We start from the raw sequence: 16818 nt of genomic DNA on the forward strand, positions 1-16818 counted from the left end.
AAGGTGTTCGGCAAGCTCACCATCGCTGTTCCACCCCACAGGACAAGCCAGGAATGCTCTCGCTGCGGTGCCATTGTCCAGAAGACTTTATCCACTCGGACTCATGTTTGTCGATGTGGATGTGTGACAGACCGGGATCATAATGCAGCGAGAAACATCCTCAGTCGGGGATTGAGTACGGTAGGGCATACCGGAACTTTTGCGCGAGGCGCAAGCAACGCTTCAGGAGAATCGACCTCTACTTTGGCTGGAGTCATCCTGTCTGAGCAAGTTGGCTCGTTGAGTGAAGAATCCCCGTCGCTTTAGCGCGGGGAGTGTCAATACAAGCGTTTAGCGTTTATGGAGGGGCGAAAAATTTTTCGCCCCTACTTTGTTCAGTCAATGCCCATTGATACCATGTTGAATCTCTTTAACTTCCTGCTTGAACCCTTGCAATTTGCGTTTATGCGCGATGCCCTCTTGATGGGGGCAATTTTGGGGGTACTTTGTGCGGTGACGGGCAGTTATTTAATTGTGCGGCAGATGAGTATGATCGGCGATGTGATTGCTCATTCCGTCGTGCCGGGGCTATCTTTGGCGTTTTTTTGGGGGTGGGATCTGACGTTGGGGGCATTTATTACCGGATTATTGAGCGCGATCTTGGTGGCGGTGGTGGAGCAGCGATCGCCCGTTAAAGTGGATGCGGCTATGTCCCTCACCCTGACCAGCTTTTTTGCCTGCGGCATTCTCCTCATTGCCCGTCTACGCACCAATCAAGTCGATCTCACCAAACTCCTATTTGGGGATATTTTGGAAGTCACCCCCAGCGATGTGGGGCGCACAGCGGCGATTACGCTGGTGATCCTTGTTTTGGTGAAGTTGTTTTATAAAGAACTGTTGTTTTATAGCTTTGACCCCCTCGGGGCCCAGGCCAGCGGCTTGCCGGTGCAATGGCTGTATTTGGGGTTAATTAGTGGGATTACCTTAACGATTGTGGCGACGATGCAGGTGGTGGGGGTGTTGTTGGTGACGGCGTTGTTGATTGGCCCGGCAATTACTGCCTATTTATGGGTGAAAGAACTCCATCAGATGATGGTTTTGGGGGGGATGTTCGGGGCGTTGGCCACTGTGGGGGGAATGTATGCCAGCTATTATTTTGATTTGCCCTCTGGGCCGGCGATTGTTTTGGTGATTTTTACGGGCTTTCTAGTGACATTGCTGTTTAGCCCCCGTCAAGGTTTGTTAACCCAGCAGAGGCGATCGCCCCCCTCCCAACGCTGAAATCAGGAATTTGCGATCATCCCGAACAGAGCAAGCTATAATCGCCACAGACTCTTTCTTGTTACCTGATCAACCTTGGTGATTGCCATTTACCCCGGTAGCTTTGATCCCGTTACCCTGGGACACTTAGACATCATTGAGCGTGCTAGTCGTCTCTTTGAGCAAGTCATTGTCAGTGTTCTGTGTAATCCCCGTAAGTCGCCTTTGTTCGATGTCCCCCACCGCATTGCGCAAATTCAGGCTTGTACGGGACATTTGCCCAATGTGGCGATCGAAAGTTTTACAGGTCTGACCGTGGAATATGCTCGCCTGCGGGGGGCAGGGGTGCTCCTGCGCGGGTTGCGGGTCTTGTCGGATTTTGAAAAAGAGCTACAGATGGCCCATACGAATAAAACCCTATGTGATGAACTAGAAACTGTTTTTTTAGCCACATCAACGGAGTATAGTTTTCTCAGTAGTAGTGTGGTGAAAGAGATCGCCCAGTTTGGTGGTATGGTTGATCACCTTGTTCCTGTCAATGTTGCCCAAGATATCTACAGATGCTTCAACAAGACTCCCCCCGCAGCGACACCGAATATAACCCCATGACTTCATCGGCTCCCGCGACGGAGGCTCATCCCCTTGGCTATGATATCCAAGCGGAGTTGAATCGTTTGGAAGAATTAATTTTAGACAATAAGCGGGTTCCCTTCACTCGGAAGACGTTGGTGGATGAGGAGCAATTGCTGGATCATCTCGATGTGATTCGGCTCAATTTACCGGCGGCCTTTGAGCAGGCGATCGCCATCATCCAACAAAAAGAAGATATCCTCCTCCAAGCGGAGGAATACGCCCAGAGCATTATTGAAGCGGCCCAACGCCAAGCCGCCCAACTGCTCGATGACAATGGCCTCGTGCGCCAAGCGGAAGCGGAAGCTGCCCAAATTCGTCAGCAAATCCAACGGGAATACGAGGATATTAAGCAGCAAACGGTGGCAGAAATTGAGCAGATGCGGATGCAGGCGATGCAGGAATTGGAGCAAATGCGTCAAGATGTACTCTACGAATGTGACGATATCCAGGACGGAGCGGATGACTACGCCGAAGCCGTTTTAACGCGGTTAGAATCCCAACTGACAGATATGCTGCGGGTGGTGCGTAATGGCCGCCAACAACTGCAAGCGGAAATGGCAGAGGGAGAACCTCCGCATCTGGGGCAAGTTTAATCAGGGTGATACCAAGGCAGGTAGGGCATGGCACAGGCACACCGACGGGATCAACGGCAGAAAGCTTCTGGTGAGCAATATATTTCTCTTTCCGATTTGATGGCGGTGCTTTCTGGCGTGGCTCAGGACGCGAAACGTCCCCCGGAACATGGGGCGCGGCTGTCTCCACCTTTACCGACGCTGAAACCCAATGGTGGACGGCCCAATAATTTAGTCCCCCTACCGCGATCGCAGCCTAAGCCCCACGTCCCCCCCTCACCGGCCCCCCTCCAATCCGCCGATCACCCCGGAGCATCCAGCCTCCTCCAACAGTCCGGCGCGGCTCCCAAAACCCTAGAGGATCTCTCCCAGGATCTCTGGGAAATGAAACTGGTTTCCCTGTCGGATTCTGACTATTACAATCGGGAAATTAATCTCCTCAAGCGGCGGCTGTGGTGGGTGACAGGTCTCGCGGTGGGGATGATTGGCCTATTGGTGACAGCCTTGGGATGGATGGCGATGAATTTGAAAGAAGCCCAGATGGCAACGGCCCGCTATGAAGATGCGATCGCCACCAACGGCCGCCGCCTTGAGCAACTCGAAGCCGAAACCCTCGTCGATCTAGAAACCCGCCTAGAGCAGTTTCAAGCTGGCATCCCCGAAGATTTAGCCGCCGATGTCACCACCGCCCGCAAAGATCTAGACCTGCTCAAACTTCAGGTGAGCGACATGGAAAACACCGTCAACTCCCACGACAAAGCCCTCAGTGTCTTAGTGAGTGCGATGCAGGGGTTGGTGGGGAAGCGGGAATAGGGAATAGGGAATAGGGAATAGGGAATAGGGAATGGGGAATAGGGAATGGGGAATAGGGAATAGGGAATAGGGAATAGGGAATAGGGAATAGGGAATAGGGAATAGGGAATAGGGAATAGGGAATAGGGAATAGGGAAGATTAGTTTTTTCCTCACTTCTCACTTCTCACTTCTCACTCCTCACTCCTCACTTCTCACTCCTCACTCCCCACTTCTCACTCCTCACTCCTCACTCCTCACTCCCCACTTCCTACTCCCCCCTCAAAGGAGGATCAATCCGCTTACGAAGAATCAAACAATTGTAATCCGGAGCAGGGCGGATGTATTGATATTCATCCGTGAGGTTATGAATCCAGCGCAGGCCCCGGCCCCCTTCCTTGCTGAGGTCATCTTCCTGTTGGAGCACTTCCTGAATTTTGCCCTTGAGATCAAAGGGTTTACCCTGATCCCAAATTCGCATTTCTAAATAGGTGGGGAAGAGTGTAAACCCTAAGGGGATAGGGGTTTGGGCGGGTAAATCTTTATGGGCATAGCGAACCACGTTCGTAAACCACTCCACCAAAGCGGTTTGCGATTGCCAATAAATCATCGCAGACAGGTGAGTCGCTGCAAACTGCTCAAAGCGATCGAGGAGTTTCTCTACTTCAGCGAGGTCACTCAGTAGGCGAAAATGCATCTGTTGAATGGGTCGTTCTTGCCTCACCAAACTCATTACAAGCTAGACAGCACCGCTTTTTTTATTAAACAAAATCAAGACCGTTCTGAAAATGAGCTTGACATCGTACCACAGGCTCCAATGGGCTTGGTAACGAAGATCGAGCTTAATCACATCCTCAAAATTGCGGATGCTAGAGCGGCCATTGACTTGCCATTCTCCGGTCATCCCCGGCTTGACATCTAACCGTTGCCATTCCGGAATCTGATAGGTTTCCACTTCCTCCGGTGTGGGGGGACGGGTTCCCACTAAACTCATTTCTCCTTTCAAGACATTCCAAAATTGGGGCAGTTCATCCAAACTGGTACGACGCAGGAATCGACCCACTGCTGTCACCCTTGGATCATTATCGTTTTTGAAAAATGCCCCGCTGGCTTGGTTTTGCACTTGTTTTTTCATGCGTTCAGCATCACTACACATGGAGCGAAATTTCCAAATTTGGAACCGTCGCCCCATCCAACCGCAACGGGTTTGGCCGAAGAGAATTGGGCCGGGGCTATCCTGTTTGATGGCGATCGCAATCGGCACAAACAGCACCGCCGTAATCCCCAACCCCACTAAACTGCCGACAATATCGAGGGAGCGCTTCAACCACGAGCGGACAGAGGGGTGAGTTTCCGGCGGCCGGACATTGGCAAGCATGGGGGCTGCGGCCTCGCTGGTGGTGCGCTCAATGGTTAGCACTTGGTCGAGACTGGTCATGGAGAGCACTGCCATCACAGGAGGCCGGACATTCCGCAAAATTAGCTTCATCCCTTGCTCTTTCGTGACTTTTAAGTTACTCACCAATGCGCCCACGCCACTGCTATCCATAAACTGAGTTGCGGCAAAATCCAGAATGATCAGCCCTTTGGGCTTCACCTCCTGCAACAGTTGTTGATAGGCCGTTTTAAATTCAACAGCTTCTAGCACACTGAGGCGTGGTGGTGTATAGACAACCGGCGTATTGTTCGTGAAGATAATTGTGAAATTATCTCCGGGTGGATTACTCACCATCAGTTCCCCAAAATATGGCTTGCGATTGTGATCACGATCTTGATACGCTCAAAGCTGTGGTCGCCTCCGGACTGTATCGAATCATGATCCCGAAAACCCTGGTTATCAGTAGACGGGTGATAGCTGAGGGTGATCGATCTAGAATCAGCCGCACAACAGAACGGTAGCCTGGACAGCAATGAGACAGAACACCCCAATTTTAAAGCATTGTTTTGTCAAATTGAGCGATCGCCCCTGATGATGGGCCCAGGGGATTGGCGGCCGGGGCCAATCTTCTGGATCTAGGCTATTTTCTCATGAAAATCATCCAGCACACCGCAGGGTCAGTTTATGCCCCCTGCGGGGGGAAATCAGGTATGGGGGTTTAGGGAAGTTGGCATGGGTTTAATTCCCGGTATTGAGGCGAGCATTCGCTTCCACAAAACCTTTACGCAATTCGATCATGGCTTGAATCATATTGGTTTCCAGTTGATCAAGGAGTTGGGGATTGCTTTGGACTTGATCGTAATCTTCCTTAATATTCTGCAAGCGCTGTAGATAATCCTCGGCTTGGGTTCGTTCTTCCGCACTTAAGCTACCGCCGTTAATTTGCCCTTGAATCTGGGTAATTTCATTGGTGAGTTCCGTGGCTCGCTCACGATTGGCGACTAACTCGGAGAGTAAGATGCGGCGCTGGAGCAACTGAATCGGGCGGAGCATCCCACTGTAATAGCGGCCCACAAAATCAAATTGCCGGAGGGCGAGATCGGCTTCCTGAGTACGTCCGAGGGCATTGAGGGCTTTAACCTTGCCATACCAAGGGATGGCATCTTCTTTGTTAATGGCGATCGCCCGCTCACAGGCCTGGAGGGCGCTTTGGGCATCGGTTGTGGTCAAACATTGTTCCGCCACACGGGTAAACTCATCGGTGGTTTGGGCCTGGGCTGCGGTCATCCCCCAGGAAAAACTCGATAAACCAACGACCATCGCCAGAGCGATCGCCATTAACCAAAATTGAAAACGTTTCATCAAAAAAATTAGGCTTGGATTGCGCCCCCATTATAGAACTTTCAGGCGATCGCCTCCCTAGCTCAGGTTCCAAAGCTCACCAAAACCCTCGGCGGCCATGGGGGAGCACCGTAGACCAATTGGTCTTCGCCACCGCCAACTGATCCTCACCAATTTTTGCATTACTGAGATTTGCGCCACAGAGGTTCGCCCCCTTCAGATTCGCCTGGCTCAAATTCGCATGGCTGAGATCCGCCCCCCGCAGATCCGCCCCCTCCAAATCCGCCCCCGCCAAATAGGCCCGGCCTAAATTCGCATCCCGCAGGTTTGCCCCCGCCAAACTGGCGCGGCCAAAATCCGTCCCCGCTAAATTAGCCTTCTGTAAATTCACCTTACGGGGCTTAGACTGATGAAAAATGCTCCCCTCTAAATTAGCCTCCATCAGTTGTAACTGACTAAGGTTCTGCTGGGCAAAATCCCGCCGCCCCTTGACATAGGAATTCAACACCGTTTCAGCATCCAAACGACTAGGAGCTTTGCGGCGGTTGGCGGGGTTGCCACTGGCAGAATCCGGCAAACGGCTCGGTGTCGCTCGTGTCGCCGGTTTTGTCTCCTGATGTCCATAGCTAGCGGCTCCCCCCATCCGGGATTTACCCGTCCCCCCTTGACGACGGGCCCGCTTTTCCCGCAAGCGCAGTGCTAACCGTTCTGTCGCCGACATATTGGCAGATTCCGGCAGATCATCAATGGAACTGGGCAACCCATTGCCATTAGTGCTGTTGTTATTGTTGTTGGGCGCTGTCACTAAGGATTTCGCCAAATCATCCATGTAAGGCTCCATATCCAAGGCATTGAGCACTTCCGTGGCATTTTGATAGCGATGCCGGACGGAAACTTCCAGCATTTTCTTTAAAACATTGGCGAAGTTATCCGAGATATCGACATCTTTGCGCCAGAGCATTTCCCCCGTGCGTTGGTCATAGTCGAGATCCTTCGGTGATTTACCCGTTAATAAATAAATACAAGTCACACCAATGGCATAGATATCACTGGCAAACACAGGACGGAGAGCCATTTGCTCGGGAGGAGCAAAGCCCGGTGTACCAATGGCAAAGGAGGTAAGGGCGGTTTGATCAGAACTATTGGCCGCCGATTGAGGGTTAACTTGATTTTTAACCGCTCCAAAATCAATTAAGACTAATTTTTTATCTTGTTCGCGCCGAATTAAGTTCGCGGGTTTAATATCGCGGTGAATGACCTTGCTTTCGTGAATATACTGAATCATGGGGAGAATTTCGCTGAGAAATTGACGGACACCAGCCTCAATGATGGGGCCATTCCGTTTAATTTCCTGCTGAAGATTTAACCCTTTGACATATTCTTGAACGAGATAAAAATCATGGTTGTATTCAAAATAATCTAGGAGGCGGGGAACTTGGGGATGATTGCCAATTTTGCCCAAGGTTTCTGCTTCCCGTTCAAATAGCTCTTTAGCCATTTGAAACACCTGGGGATCATTACTGGAGGGGCGGAGTTGTTTGATTACACAGAGGGGATGGCCGGGTAAGCCTTGATCTGCTGCTAAAAATGTCATGCCAAAACCCCCTTGCCCCAGGGATTTCATCCCCAGGTAGCGATCGCGCATCAACATTTTAGAACCGCAAGTTTGGCAAACTTCAACCTGATCGGGGTTCTTGGGTTGGGCGCAGGCAGGGTTGAGGCAGTAACTCATGCAGCGTTTTTAAAGACAGTAGTGTGATTGAGAATGATGGGTTTGGGGGTAGGGGTCATTCCCCCCAGTGCGATCATCTACCCTCCACTTTCGGCCATCATGACCTGAGGTTCTCACTCCTTCTTAGCATATCCTACTTTTTCGCTAAATCCTGTGATCACGGCCCCTGTCAAGACAATTCAAATTAACTTTTTTGAAAAAATTTTAAGCCAGTGGGAGAGACAGTTGGGGTCAGTCTTCGGCCCTTAGCCCTGACCAGTGGCTCCGGAGGAGTGAGAAAAAGAAGTGAGGGAGAACAACCTAAAAGCCTCTCTCTTGCCCTAGGAGAGGCTTTTAGGACGAGGGGGAAACTGAGGGAGAACGATCAGCCTCACTCTCTCTTCTCTCTCCTCTCTTCTCAAACCCTCTCTACCTAGAGTGGCGAAAAATGGAGGTTAGCGGACTCGAACCGCTGACATCCTGCTTGCAAAGCAGGCGCTCTACCAACTGAGCTAAACCCCCTCCCGGTGCGTTTTTTTGAGACGCATTTGCTATTATACACCCTGAGCCTCATTTGTCTAGGGATGGGTTCAATTTTTTTTGCCTTGAACTTTTACCGCTGCCATGTCCCCTTTAACCATCGCTACGTTTTACGCCTTTGTCCCCCTTGCTGACCCCGCCGGTTTAGTCCAAAAACTTCGAGATTTGAGTATTGATTGGCCGGTGAAAGGCACAATTTTAATTGCGGCTGAGGGGGTGAATGGGGCGATCGCCGGCCCTAGGGAGGCGGTGGAGGAGGCGATCGCCACGCTCAAAACCCTCCCCCCCTTTCCCACCCTCCAACCCCGCTACACCGCCACCAATCACCAACCCTTCCAACGGCTCAAAATTAAACACAAAGCCGAAATTGTCACCTTCGGCATCCCCAGCGCCAACCCCAACGCAGCAGTAGGAACCTATGTGCCGCCCGCAGCCTGGAATGACCTGATCCGTCGTCCCGATGTGGTGGTGGTGGACACCCGCAATGATTATGAAGTGGAGATCGGCACATTCCAGGGGGCCAAAAACCCGAAAACTGCCTCATTTCGAGAATTTCCCGCCTATGTCGCCACCCACCTCGATCCCCAAACCCATCCCAAAATCGCGTTGTTTTGTACCGGCGGCATCCGTTGCGAAAAAGCCACCTCTTGCCTCGTACAACAGGGCTTTGAGGAGGTCTACCACCTCGAAGGGGGTATTCTCAATTATTTAGCGACGATTCCCGCCCCAGAAAGCCTTTGGCAGGGGGAATGTTTTGTCTTTGATGAGCGGGTGGCCCTCCAACAGGGGTTAGCCCCCGGCCACTATACCCTCTGCTCTGCCTGTGGTTATCCCATTGCACAAGGCACGGAGCAATGCCCCGATTGCCATCAGCCTCAGGATGTTTGCAAAGGCAGTTGAATGATAAACGTTGTGCCTTGGCCCTCTTGGGTTTCAAAGCGGATTTGGCCTTGATGGGCATCAATGATCGATTTGGCGATCGCCGTCCCCAGACCCGTCCCCCGCTTCTTGCCATAGGTGACAAAGGGTTCAAAAAAACTATCGCGAATTTCCAAGGGAATCCCCGGGCCATCATCCTGAATCGTAATTCTGACCCAGTGGGGCAGCAGTTGCGCGGTCACGATAATTTCGCCCCCCTGACCATCCAGAGCTTCCACCGCATTGACAATCAAATTTTGCAGCACCCGCATTAGTTTATTTTCATCTGCCTCCACGATGCTCGGCTCCGAGCAGTGGAGCATAAACTGAACGTTCTCTTGGTTTAAATAAATCCGATTCAGCTTCTCGAAACGACGGAGGGCAGCGGCCAGATCCATGGGTTGTTTTTTGAGGCTGGCGCTCCCCTTGGAGAATTCCAGTAGTTCCTCTGCCATCGCCGTCATCCGTACCGCCTGCTCCTGAATCAGATCACACCATTCCGTCGTATCTTCATCCTCTAAATACATTTCCCGCAGCATCCCACTGGAGAGATGAATACTACTCAGCGGGCTTTTGAAGTCATGAATAATTGTGTTGACCATTTCCCCCAACAGCACCATTTTGTCTTTATAGGTGACTTGTTGGACAAATTCTTGGGTCGTGACCCGCAGACGCTGAATAATAAAATTGAATAAATGAAGTACGGTAGATCCTTTCGTATTGTTGAGGATCTCAATCAAAACATTGCGGGGAATTTTTGCCAGTGTCGCCCCCTCACAAACCATGGCCTGGGCGCTGCGGGGCTTGCCGTCTAAAATGCCAAACTCGCCAAAAAAATCATCAGGATTGGCCTGGGCCACCGTCTGGTAATGATCATTGATCGTGTGTTTCCGAAATAAAACTTTACCTTCTAAAACCAAGTAAAGGTAATCAGGCACTTCTCCCTCTTCAAAGATCACCACACGATCGGGATAGCTTTCAATGATCGCTTTGGCAGCGAGTTGCGCGGCCTGTTCATGTTCAAAAAACGCGATGAACTGGTGGCTGTGGATATCCATACGCCTTTCTTGGCAACTGAACGATGGGGGGCAATGTGGTTTAATCATACCCTACCTGTACTAGCAGGGAAAAAACTACGTTAATTCTTGCCCAGCATAGGGGGGGGAATCCGGACAACTATGGCAATTTATCTAGGTTTAGATTTTGGCACGTCAGGGGCGCGGTTGATGGCGATCGCTGGTGCGGGGGCTGTGGTTTATACAGATCAAGTGATGTGGACTAGGGGAGATTTAATTTTCCAATGGCGGAGGGCGTTGGGGCAGTTGTTGGGGGGGCTGCCGCCGGAGATTGCTCAGGGGGTGGGGGCGATCGCCCTCAATGGTACATCGGCAACGGTGTTATTGTGCGAGGGGTACGCTAGCGCGGATCGCACCGGGCAACCCCTCACCCCTCCCTTGCTCTACAACGACGATCGCGGCCAAGCTGTGGCGGAGCAACTCCGATCCCTGGCCCCCGCTGATCATTGGGTACAAAGTGCCACCTCTAGCCTCGCGAAATTGCTGTGGTGGGCGGTGTATGCACCAGAAGCCTATGAACAAGCGGGCTTTATTCTCCATCAAGCGGATTGGTTAGCGGCGCAACTCCATGGCCGATGGGGGATCACCGACTATCACAACGCTTTGAAATTGGGTTATGACGTGGAAAATTTAGCCTATCCTGATTGGTTACAAAATTGGTCAGGATTTCATCGCTGTCCTGAGGTGGTGGAGCCGGGTACACCCTTGGGAACGATTACACCGAAGGCGGCGGCGGCGTTTGGACTACCCCGCGACTGTGTGATCTGTGCGGGAACGACGGATAGTATTGCGGCATTTTTGGCCAGTGGGGCCAATACGCCGGGCCAAGCGGTGACTTCTTTGGGATCTACTTTGGTGCTGAAGTTGTTGAGCGATCGCCCCGTCATGGATTTAAACGCGGGAGTTTATAGCCATCGCTTGGGGGGGCTATGGCTGACGGGGGGCGCGTCCAATATCGGCGGGGCAGTGTTGGCCCATTTTTTCACCCCCTCGCAACTGGTGGAATTGAGTCAGCAAATCGATCCCCAAGTGGCCAGTCCCTACGATTACTATCCTCTACTGAAACCGGGCGATCGCTTCCCTATTAATGATCCCCATCTCCCCCCTCGCCTCGAACCCCGTCCCGCCGATCCCGTCGCCTTTCTCGCGGGTCTGCTCCATGGCATGGCGCACATTGAAGCCCAAGGTTATCAACGGTTGGCAGCCTTAGGGGCCACCCCTTTAACCGCAGTTTTGACAGCAGGGGGCGGGGCCAAAAATCGAGTTTGGGGTGAAATTCGTCAACGGGTTTTAGGGGTTCCCGTTGCTGCCTCGCTCCAAACAGAAGCAGCCTATGGAACGGCACGGTTAGCCCAATGGCAAGGGTTGGGGCGATTCCAAGCCTAAGCCGGTTTGTAGGGGCGAAAAATCTTTCGCCTGTGTAGGGGCAAAAAATCTTTCGCCCCAAAGGTTGGGGCGATTCCAAGCCTAAGCCGTTGGGGTGGCAATTAGGGCAACTTCAATCATGTCTTCTTCGGTGAGTTGGAGGGTGACACGGATGCCGGGGCCGAAGAATTTGGCGATCGCCTCCTGTTTACCCTGCCAAGTTTCCAAACTCACAAAGGGGGAACTAAATTCCAGCACCAAGGCATAATCCCCATCAATGGCGGTTTCGAGAATGGTTTGTAAAATCGGCCGTTCATCGTCGCTCGGACTCAGGCCCAACCGAGCGAGGGAGTCATCTAAATGGGCCTCTTGGCCGTAGCGGTAGCGGGTGACATCCTTGCGGATTTGGTTTTGGGTGGCGGTGGCGGTGCGATCGCGCAGGGTAATGATTTCCGGGGAGGTGGTTTCGCGGTAGGGGGTGGGGCGCAGTTCAGCGGCTCGGAGGGCAAGGCCACCGAGGAGGACGGGAATCCCATAGAAGAAGCCAATCAGGTTAAAGGTGGGGTGGCCCGTGGCGTAGGCTCCAAACCCCATCAGGGTTAAGGCTCCCCCGACGATCAACCCAAACCGCGCTAATGAAAACTGACCAAGCATAATGATGTGATGATATTTCTTCAGATTTTACCGTTGATGGTGGGGATCGTTTCGCTGGTGCTGGGGTGGGGGAAGAGATGGGGAGGCAATTGGTCGAGGGTGAGGCCCTGCTCCAGAGCGAGGGCAAAAAGGGCGATCGCCTCCGGCGCACAGCCCCCCAACAATGCCGCCCCCAAAATTTTGCCCTTGGGGAGGGCTAGCACGCGGCATAGTCCCGTCGTGCGATGGGTTAAGGCAGAGGCCACTGTATCTTTTAAATAGGTTTGATAACAGCGCACTTGGGGGCCATATTCCCTTTGGGCTTGGGCGGTGGTGAGGCCGACGCGGGCAAAGGGGGGATCGGTGTAGAGCGTGATCGGAATCGTCCGATAGTCCATGGGTTTGCGCCAATGGTGGCCACTGTTATAGAGGGCGATCGCCCCCTCGGCCCGTTCCAACTGGGGTAAATCATAGCCCCCTAAATCTGCGCCAATGGCATAGATCCGGGGTTGGGTGGTTTGGAGATAGCAATTCACCAGGAGGCGATTTTGATAGGCCCGCACCCCAACACCGGCAAGATTGAGGGCGGTGGGCGGTGGCGTATGGCTCTGGCAATCGACAAGCAGGCCTGTTTCTTCGGGAGGAGTCTTCAGCCGTTTCACCCCCCGCGCCGCTAAAATTGCTCCAATCCGCTCCACTAAGCGAGGATCCTCTTGGGGCAAAAGGGCTTGACCCTCCACCAACATCACCTGCACCCCCAACCGCTGCAAACTGCTGGCCAGTTCCACCGCCGTGAGGTTATTTCCCAAAATCGTCACCATTGTCGGGGGTGTATCGAGTTGGAGCAATTCCTTTAAGCGTATGCCTTGAGCGGGCCGTCGTCCTAGGGCCAAGAGGTAGGCCCGTGCTGTTAACCGCCGTTCCCCCACGGCTAAAGTTGGCGCTGCACCGGAGCAAAACTCTCCCACCCCCGCCACCCAATCCACCCCCGCCAACCCCAACACCGCCGGACTCCATTGCTCGGTGATTTGGGCCAAACTGTGGTGAATGCGGGCGATCGCCTCCCCCCATGGGGCATCGCGGCGGCTCCAATGGCTCAGGCCGTAGCGGATATAGGCATCGAGATGGGGGGGACAATTTTGATTCACCAACGCCACCCGTAACCCTTGGTGAACGGCCTGTTGGGCGACGGTGACACCGCCGACAGTATGGCCAAGAATGACGAGATCATAATCAGGGGACATGGGGATTGGGGGTGAGGCGTTGGAGACTGTTGGCTAGGGCGGTGAGGAGGTGTTGGTTTTCGCCATCGGTGCGGACGGCAACGCGGAAATAGCGATCGCCCAATTCTGGGAAGCTCAGACAATCGCGGATCAACACCTGAGCGGTTTTCAATAAATCTAGTTGGAGAACATCACTCTTGATCGCCGTTTCCACCAAGAGGAAATTCGCCGCCCCTGGATAGGGGGTTAAACCGGGAATTGCTGCTAGTCCATTGAATAGTTTTGCTCGGGCCGGCGGCAACCAGTCCCAAGTTTTTTGGGCAAAATCCTGATCCTGCAACACCACCGCTCCCACCGCTGCCGCAAGCTGATTCACCGCCCAAGGGTCGCGCCGTTGCCGCCATTGGGCAAGGCGGTCGGGGTGGGCGAGGGCATAGCCGAGGCGCAACCCCGGCAGGCTGTAAAACTTGGTGAGCGATCGCAACACCACCAACTGGGGAAACTGGGCTAAATAGGGGATTAAACTCTGCTGTTGGGCCGGGGGGAGAAAATCCATAAACGCTTCATCCACCACAGCACAAGGACTTTCAGCAATGAGGGGGAGTAATTCCACCACTGGCCAAAGTTTACCCGTGGGATTGTGGGGATTATTCAATAACAGGGCAGAGGGGGGCAGCAAATTCTCTAACCGTTGCTCCCCTTGCATATCTAGCCCACAGGCCAACAATTCCACCCCTGCGCCCCGACAAGCCCGGCCATAGTCCGCAAAGGCCGGCGTAATCAAGGCGGTGATGCCAGCCTGCGCCAAATCCATCGCCGCCCAAGTTAATAACTCCGCTGCCCCATTGCCAGGGAAAACCCAAGCGGGATCAAGGTCGTGGTGCTGGGCGATCGCCCCCCGCAATACCCCATAATCCGGATCGGGATAGTGGATTAATTCCGGGATGGCAGCCTGGATGGCGGCGATCGCACATTCTGGCGGCCCCCAAGGGTTAATACTGGCGGAAAAATCCCAAAGCACGGGGGAACCCGCAACTTGGGTTGCCCAGGTCAGGTTCCCCCCGTGAGTGGGTCGAGTGATCATAACCACATGGGTAGAGACAACTACGGGGCGACTTTTTCTTTAAACAGCTTGCCCGCTGAGAAGGCCGGCACTTTCGTCGCCGGGATCTTCATCGGATCGCCGGTTTTGGGGTTGCGACCCTCACGCTCTTTGCGATCGCGAGATTCAAAGGAGCCAAAGCCCACCAACGTCACCTTATCCCCCACCGCCACAGCCGCCATAATGGCCTCCACCGTAGCGCTGATCACCTTGTCCACATCCTTCTTGGTTACACCAGTTTCCTTGGCCACTTGATCGACGAGTTCACCTTTATTCATGAAAAAATCTCCTATGCTGGATAGCTGTTCTCAACGTGAGCATCATGGTAAGCGCCCGCAGGTCTCTCCGCAGAATTGCTGAAACCCGCATTCGCCCGTAAATTTCACTGACTCATTCTAAGCGTTGTCTCGCCATTGTGGATCTCTGAAACCCTGAGTTTTCTGAGGTTTTTTGATTTATTACAGATTTTTTTCTGTTCAGAGCTTGGCAACTTTGGCAACAAAGAGCGCAAGTCCAACCGCCCAAACCCATACACCGCAAAACCTCTGACGATTTTCCACCCCTGGTTAAAGCGCCAAACCCGCAAGGGTTCGTGCCAAAATTGCGGCGGACGCTTGCAGTTGATTTTTTTCCGTTTCTGATAAAGAAAGGTTAAGAATTCGCTCTACACCCTGTCGGCCCACCACAGCGGGCAGGCTCAAACACACATTCTTGATGCCCTCAAAATCCTCAATGGCGGTGCTGACCGTCATCACTCGCTTTTGATTTTGCAAGATGGCGCGGGCGATCTGCGTCACCCCCAAGCCAATAGCGTAGCTGGTGGCTCCTTTGCGCTGGATGATCTCGTAGGCGGCGTTTTTCACCTCGGCAAAAATCGGTTCAGCGGCGGCGATCGCCTCCGGGGTCGTAAATAACCGCTCCCCAGCGATATTCACGCCACTCCACACCGGCACTTCACTATCCCCATGCTCACCAATGATATAGCCATGCAAACTGCGGGAATCCACGCCGTATTGTTGGGCCAGGAGGTAGCGAAAGCGAGCCGTGTCTAACACGGTTCCGGAGCCAATCACCCGACTTTTCGGCAGGCCGGAAATCTGCATGGTGACATCGGTCATCACATCGACGGGGTTCGTGACGATCAACAAAATCGCCTCGGGATTACTGGCCACCACTTGGGGGATCAGCTTTTGGAAAATAGCGGTGTTGCGCTGGACGAGATCTAAACGGGTTTCCCCCGGTTGTTGCTTGGCCCCGGCGGTGATGATCACCAGATTGGCATTATGAGGCTGATCGAGGCTCCCCGCTGCAATTTTCGTCGGCTCCAAAAACGAGGAACCATGGAGCAGATCCATCACTTCCCCTTCCAGTTTGGGGCGATCGAGGTCGATGAGCACGAGTTCATCGAGGGTATTTTGAATCACCAGGGAATAGGCGCAGGCCATACCCACCTGGCCCACCCCAATGACAATCCCTTTGCGGGGGCGGCGTTGGGCAAGGGGGGTATCGGTGAGGAGGGAGGTAAACAGGGAATCATTCATGATTATTGCTTCGATTGCTACGCTTCTATCATCCCCCTTAGCGCAGGAAACATCAGCAACGGGAGCCAAGCGAAAGACCCGATTTCACTGGGAAAGGCAGTGAACTTATACTATCGGCACTAGACAAAATCATTAGGACTCAGTTTGTAGTGCGGACTTCAGTCCGCTCCCCCTTGGTTTTGATTCCAAAACTTAACCGCCTTAACTACCGCTATAACTGCTCATCGCAGGCGATCGCGCCAATATTTGATCTTCCCATGCCCATCAAAAAATAATGTCAACCTGTGAAATGTGAGGTCTAACGTTCCCCATCACCCGCCGCCGACAACCTCAGAATCTCACAGATAACCTTCTGGTGGTCAGGTGCATGGGCATTGTTAGGCAGTTAACACTCTTTCACTCTCTACCTAAACATTCAAGCTTTGACAACCATTGGTTGAAATGAGGACAGGTGCTCCGAATGACTTGTAGCCCAATTTTTTCAGCTAACTGGGGTCCAAAAGTAGATTTTGCCTTTCCATAATCAGGAAATTGAGCAATAATACGTTTGCTAGGTGCTGTTTGCAATCCATCGTTAATTAGTTCGGGCGTTTGATACTGGCTGGCAATAGCCTGAAGCACTTCAATCCGGGTACATCTCAGTTAGGAGATGAGTATAATTACTCAGACCAAGTATATGATTGTAATCCAATTAAGCCGTCAGTGCCCCATTCAGGTACGCACACCTATGCTTTAACACCTTTGGCACATTCTCC

General features: G+C 52.8%; 17 protein-coding genes, 1 tRNA gene and 1 pseudogene. 7 read left to right on the forward strand and 12 right to left on the reverse strand.

Annotated elements, in window-relative coordinates:
• The 5 genes from VB712_RS10465 to VB712_RS10485 all read left to right on the forward strand — a co-directional run.
• Positions 1–306, forward strand: a 306-nt coding sequence (locus tag VB712_RS10465) for a zinc ribbon domain-containing protein (protein WP_416236316.1), incomplete at its 5' end; no start/stop codon positions are given.
• Between the two features lie 75 nt (positions 307–381).
• Positions 382–1260 (forward strand): metal ABC transporter permease, encoded by an 879-nt coding sequence (locus VB712_RS10470; RefSeq protein WP_323254507.1) that lies wholly within the window; start codon positions 382–384, stop codon positions 1258–1260.
• A 78-nt stretch (positions 1261–1338) separates the two neighbouring features.
• Entirely contained in the window at positions 1339–1848 is a 510-nt protein-coding gene (gene coaD, locus VB712_RS10475) for a pantetheine-phosphate adenylyltransferase (RefSeq protein ID WP_323254523.1), read from the forward strand.
• A complete protein-coding gene (locus VB712_RS10480; protein WP_323254508.1) occupies positions 1800–2465 on the forward strand; it encodes an ATP synthase F0 subunit B in 666 nt (221 codons plus the stop codon). Before coaD ends, VB712_RS10480 begins: the two co-directional genes overlap by 49 nt.
• A gap of 27 nt (positions 2466–2492) precedes the next feature.
• On the forward strand, positions 2493–3257 hold the full coding sequence (locus VB712_RS10485; RefSeq protein WP_323254509.1) for a hypothetical protein: 765 nt from the start codon (positions 2493–2495) through the stop codon (positions 3255–3257).
• Between the two features lie 249 nt (positions 3258–3506).
• On the opposite strand, the gene VB712_RS10490 is transcribed toward VB712_RS10485, so the two are convergent.
• The 5 genes from VB712_RS10490 to VB712_RS10510 form a co-directional block, all read right to left on the reverse strand.
• Complete coding sequence (locus VB712_RS10490) at positions 3507–3959, reverse strand: ATP-binding protein (RefSeq protein ID WP_323254524.1); 453 nt, start codon at positions 3957–3959, stop codon at positions 3507–3509.
• Between the two features lie 15 nt (positions 3960–3974).
• Positions 3975–4967: an exopolysaccharide biosynthesis polyprenyl glycosylphosphotransferase gene (locus VB712_RS10495; RefSeq protein WP_323254510.1), complete on the reverse strand. Its 993-nt coding sequence runs from the start codon at positions 4965–4967 to the stop codon at positions 3975–3977.
• A 384-nt stretch (positions 4968–5351) separates the two neighbouring features.
• On the reverse strand, positions 5352–5975 hold the full coding sequence (locus VB712_RS10500) for a hypothetical protein (RefSeq protein WP_323254511.1): 624 nt from the start codon (positions 5973–5975) through the stop codon (positions 5352–5354).
• A gap of 76 nt (positions 5976–6051) precedes the next feature.
• Positions 6052–7686, reverse strand: a complete 1635-nt coding sequence (locus tag VB712_RS10505) for a serine/threonine-protein kinase (RefSeq protein WP_323254512.1) — start codon at positions 7684–7686, stop codon at positions 6052–6054.
• A gap of 428 nt (positions 7687–8114) precedes the next feature.
• Positions 8115–8187: transfer RNA gene (locus tag VB712_RS10510), tRNA-Ala, on the reverse strand.
• Positions 8188–8289: 102 nt separating this feature from the next.
• On the opposite strand from VB712_RS10510, the gene VB712_RS10515 reads away from it, so the two are divergent.
• Positions 8290–9105 carry a rhodanese-related sulfurtransferase gene (locus tag VB712_RS10515; RefSeq protein ID WP_323254513.1) on the forward strand — a complete coding sequence of 272 codons (816 nt, stop codon included), beginning with the start codon at positions 8290–8292 and terminating at the stop codon, positions 9103–9105.
• Here the strand turns inward: VB712_RS10515 and VB712_RS10520 are convergent.
• The gene (locus VB712_RS10520; protein WP_323254514.1) at positions 9081–10181 is read right to left on the reverse strand and encodes an ATP-binding protein; all 1101 of its coding nucleotides are present in this window, start codon (positions 10179–10181) and stop codon (positions 9081–9083) included. The genes VB712_RS10515 and VB712_RS10520 overlap by 25 nt on opposite strands.
• Before the next feature lie 120 nt (positions 10182–10301).
• Between VB712_RS10520 and VB712_RS10525 the strand changes: the two genes are divergently transcribed.
• Positions 10302–11585, forward strand: a complete 1284-nt coding sequence (locus VB712_RS10525; protein ID WP_323254515.1) for an FGGY-family carbohydrate kinase — start codon at positions 10302–10304, stop codon at positions 11583–11585.
• Between the two features lie 81 nt (positions 11586–11666).
• On the opposite strand, the gene VB712_RS10530 is transcribed toward VB712_RS10525, so the two are convergent.
• The 6 genes and pseudogenes from VB712_RS10530 to VB712_RS10555 form a co-directional block, all read right to left on the reverse strand.
• A complete protein-coding gene (locus VB712_RS10530) occupies positions 11667–12218 on the reverse strand; it encodes a DUF2854 domain-containing protein (protein WP_323254516.1) in 552 nt (183 codons plus the stop codon).
• 20 nt (positions 12219–12238) lie between these two features.
• A complete protein-coding gene (locus VB712_RS10535) occupies positions 12239–13441 on the reverse strand; it encodes an FAD-dependent oxidoreductase (protein WP_323254517.1) in 1203 nt (400 codons plus the stop codon).
• Entirely contained in the window at positions 13431–14501 is a 1071-nt protein-coding gene (gene cobD / locus VB712_RS10540) for a threonine-phosphate decarboxylase CobD (protein ID WP_416236317.1), read from the reverse strand. Before cobD ends, VB712_RS10535 begins: the two co-directional genes overlap by 11 nt.
• A 23-nt stretch (positions 14502–14524) precedes the next feature.
• Positions 14525–14800: an HU family DNA-binding protein gene (locus VB712_RS10545; protein ID WP_323254519.1), complete on the reverse strand. Its 276-nt coding sequence runs from the start codon at positions 14798–14800 to the stop codon at positions 14525–14527.
• A 288-nt stretch (positions 14801–15088) separates the two neighbouring features.
• A complete protein-coding gene (locus VB712_RS10550; RefSeq protein ID WP_323254520.1) occupies positions 15089–16063 on the reverse strand; it encodes an L-lactate dehydrogenase in 975 nt (324 codons plus the stop codon).
• A 396-nt stretch (positions 16064–16459) separates the two neighbouring features.
• Positions 16460–16690: pseudogene (locus tag VB712_RS10555) on the reverse strand (DUF4276 family protein); the annotation flags it as partial.
• Between the last annotated feature and the right edge of the window lie 128 nt (positions 16691–16818).

Origin of the sequence: Spirulina sp. CCNP1310 (genome assembly GCF_034932185.1) — a bacterium.
GTDB lineage: Bacteria > Cyanobacteriota > Cyanobacteriia > Cyanobacteriales > Spirulinaceae > Spirulina.

Bases quoted from the DNA above. Each gene is read 5' to 3' on its own strand.
- VB712_RS10545 (WP_323254519.1), bottom strand. From the start codon at position 14,800: ATGAATAAAGGTGAACTCGTCGATCAAGTGGCCAAGGAAACTGGTGTA.
- VB712_RS10485 (WP_323254509.1), top strand. From the start codon at position 2,493: ATGGCACAGGCACACCGACGGGATCAACGGCAGAAAGCTTCTGGTGAG.
- VB712_RS10535 (WP_323254517.1), bottom strand. From the start codon at position 13,441: ATGTCCCCTGATTATGATCTCGTCATTCTTGGCCATACTGTCGGCGGT.
- VB712_RS10515 (WP_323254513.1), top strand. From the start codon at position 8,290: ATGTCCCCTTTAACCATCGCTACGTTTTACGCCTTTGTCCCCCTTGCT.
- VB712_RS10505 (WP_323254512.1), bottom strand. From the start codon at position 7,686: ATGAGTTACTGCCTCAACCCTGCCTGCGCCCAACCCAAGAACCCCGAT.
- VB712_RS10525 (WP_323254515.1), top strand. From the start codon at position 10,302: ATGGCAATTTATCTAGGTTTAGATTTTGGCACGTCAGGGGCGCGGTTG.
- VB712_RS10470 (WP_323254507.1), top strand. From the start codon at position 382: ATGCCCATTGATACCATGTTGAATCTCTTTAACTTCCTGCTTGAACCC.
- VB712_RS10500 (WP_323254511.1), bottom strand. From the start codon at position 5,975: ATGAAACGTTTTCAATTTTGGTTAATGGCGATCGCTCTGGCGATGGTC.
- VB712_RS10495 (WP_323254510.1), bottom strand. From the start codon at position 4,967: ATGGTGAGTAATCCACCCGGAGATAATTTCACAATTATCTTCACGAAC.
- VB712_RS10530 (WP_323254516.1), bottom strand. From the start codon at position 12,218: ATGCTTGGTCAGTTTTCATTAGCGCGGTTTGGGTTGATCGTCGGGGGA.
- VB712_RS10520 (WP_323254514.1), bottom strand. From the start codon at position 10,181: ATGGATATCCACAGCCACCAGTTCATCGCGTTTTTTGAACATGAACAG.
- VB712_RS10480 (WP_323254508.1), top strand. From the start codon at position 1,800: ATGCTTCAACAAGACTCCCCCCGCAGCGACACCGAATATAACCCCATG.
- VB712_RS10550 (WP_323254520.1), bottom strand. From the start codon at position 16,063: ATGAATGATTCCCTGTTTACCTCCCTCCTCACCGATACCCCCCTTGCC.